Source organism: Methanoregula sp. (assembly GCF_041645475.1).
Lineage (GTDB): Archaea > Halobacteriota > Methanomicrobia > Methanomicrobiales > Methanospirillaceae > Methanoregula.
Window position 1 is genome coordinate 1 of sequence record NZ_JBAZQA010000034.1, and the last position, 2779, is coordinate 2779.

2 protein-coding genes are annotated in these 2779 nt (G+C 53.7%); both read left to right on the plus strand.

The window, feature by feature from the left end; genetic code table 11:
- Window positions 1-153 precede the first annotated feature (153 nt).
- Window positions 154-1761, plus strand: a complete 1608-nt coding sequence (locus WC598_RS15415) for a transposase (protein ID WP_372962385.1) — start codon at window positions 154-156, stop codon at window positions 1759-1761.
- Between the two features lie 10 nt (window positions 1762-1771).
- Complete coding sequence (locus tag WC598_RS15420) at window positions 1772-2632, plus strand: DUF4338 domain-containing protein (protein WP_372962386.1); 861 nt, start codon at window positions 1772-1774, stop codon at window positions 2630-2632.
- Window positions 2633-2779: the final 147 nt, after the last annotated feature.

Genomic DNA, 2779 nt, shown 5'->3' on the forward strand with positions numbered 1-2779 from the left:
TAGAGAAAACAATTAGTTCTCGACTTACCGCGTAACTTCTCAATAACCCCGGGCAAAACCATCCGTCCGATCATTTTCACAAAAGCTCACCTGTCAAGATGCTGGGTAAAATAACACGGGACACAAACTTTATTTTGTGGTTTAATCTGGGACATGAGTTTGAAAGATGTCCCAAAAATCCCAAAGCTTTCGGAGATTCCTTCAGATCAGGTCAATCCTGTCGTATTGAATTTATTGGAGATCTGCCACCATTTCCAAGAGTTGTTTCATGGGCTACGTGACGAGATCGCCAGGTTGAAGGGAGAGAAAGCGCGACCGAAGATCAAACCCTCCAAGTTAGAGGACGATCCGAAAGACAAAGAAAAGTCGGAACCAAAGAAGCCACGCGAGATACGTAAAAAGACCGCTGATTTGGAAATCCATGACACGATTCCTCTTCCACCCGTGGGACTGCCCGCGGGCAGCCGATTCAAAGGGTATGAGTATTTTACGCAGCAGGGCATTAAGATTTCTTTGTACAACGTTCTTTACAAGATGGAGCGTTGGATAACTCCGACGGGGGAGTATCTGGTTGGCAAGCTTCCCGCCGGAGTTGATGGTGAACACTACAACCAGCCGCTCAGGGTATATATCCTGCACCAATACTATCACTGCCTTGTCACCCAGCCGTTGATCCTGGAGCAGATCAGGGAGTGGGGAATCAAGATGTCGGCGGGCCAGCTGAGTGCAATCCTCATCAAGGATAAGGAAAAGTATCACGCGGAAAAAGAAGATATCTTACGGGCCGGCCTGGAAACCTCCAGCTATGTACACGTGGACGACACCGGGGCGCGCCACCAGGGCCACAACGGCTACTGCACCCATATTGGCAATGAGTTGTTCGCCTACTTTGCGAGCACGCAGAGCAAGAGCCGGATCAACTTTCTCGAGTTGCTGCGTGCGGGGGCCGATGACTATGTGCTCAATGAAGAAGCCTTGGCCTACATGCGCGCGCAGAAGTTGCCTCAGTTTTTGTTAGATCGCCTGATCGGTATGGGCAACAAGAGCATCGAGTGCAAAGAGTGGTCGGCATTCTTGGCGGACTTGTGGATCAAAGACTCCCGACATATACAGATTGCTACCGAAGGGGCTTTGTTGGGCAGCGTTCTTGATCATGGAATAAATCCGAATTTGGCTATTGTCAGCGACGATGCGGGTCAGTTTGATATTCTGAGACATGGCCTATGTTGGATCCACGCCGAACGCGTTTTCGTGAAACTCATCGGGTTTGACGACGCCCAACGCGCGGCGATCGAGAAGGTGCGCACGGAGATCTGGGATTATTATCGTGAACTTAAGGCCTACAAGAGCAGCCCCGACGAAGAGAAGAAGGCGCTTCTGGATGCGAAGTTCGACGAGATCTGCGCGACCAAGACCTGCTTTGTCAGCCTGAACTTGGCCCTGCAGCGGATGCACCGAAATAAAGCCGAGCTGCTGCTCGTGCTTGAGCGCCCGGAGCTGCCCCTGAATAACAACCTGAGCGAGAGAGACATCCGGGAGTACGTGAAACGGCGCATCATCAGCGGCTCGACGCGCAGCACCGACGGACGTCGGTGTCGTGATACTTTCGCGAGTCTCAAGAAGACCAGCCGCAAGCTGGGCATCTCATTTTGGGATTTCCTGAGCGCCCGGGTTTCCGGGCGGGGGGACATTGCGCCCCTGGGAGAACTGATTCGACGGCACGCATGCGCCCCGACGGGTTGTCAACCCGTCGGCCCTTGACGCGCACGCCATGCGCTATTGCGGGCGGGAGTTCAGCCTCCCGGAAATCGATCTCATCCGACGCTTGATCGCCGAGCATCCGCTGGCGACTCGCGCCCGGCTCTCGCAGTTGGTGTGTGAACGTCTTGATTGGCGACGCGCCGACCGGCGGCTCAAGGAGATGAGCTGTCGCGTCGTGATGCTGCGCATGCAGGATGATGGTTTATTGCACCTGCCTGCTCCGCGGCATCGCCATCACAATGGTCAACCATACAGGCGCCGTACACCACAGGGGAATCCCGAACCGACCTTCCAGTGCGCCTCTCCCAAACAGTTGGGGGACATCCTGCTCCAACCGGTGCTGGATCGCGGCGAATCTCATCTCTGGAACGAGTATATTGACCGCTATCACTATCTGGGGTACCAACCACTCCCCGGGGCTCAAATGCGATACTTCGCCAGAGCTGCTGGACGGATCATCGCCCTGCTCGGTTTTGGCGCATCAGCATGGATGACCCAGCCCCGTGATCTGTTCATCGGCTGGACGGCCGAACAAAGACAACAACGCCTCCATCTCGTTGTCAATAATTCCCGCTTTCTCGTTCTGCCCTGGATCAACTGTAAAAACTTGGCTTCCCGAATCCTGGGTCTGGTATCTCGCAGACTTGCCAATGACTGGCAGCCACGCTATGGCTATCGTCCCGTCCTGTTGGAGACCTTCGTTGAATTACCTCGTTTCAGCGGCACTTGCTATCACGCGGCCAACTGGATTCATCTTGGTCAAACCAAGGGCCGTGGCAAACTCGAGGTTGCAAATAAATTTCTGCTGCCAAAAAAAGCCATCTGGGTCTATCCACTCCATAAAAACTTTCGACAGCTACTCTGCGGTTAAAACCAGCATACTCTGGCCCTGGATCGTCACGGGGATTGCCCGGGGTTATTGAGAAGTTACTGACTCGCTGTCCAACTCCGGGACACCAGTGAATAATTTCTATATCAATCCTAGACTGTCACATTTACAGAATGTCTTGCTGCTGGT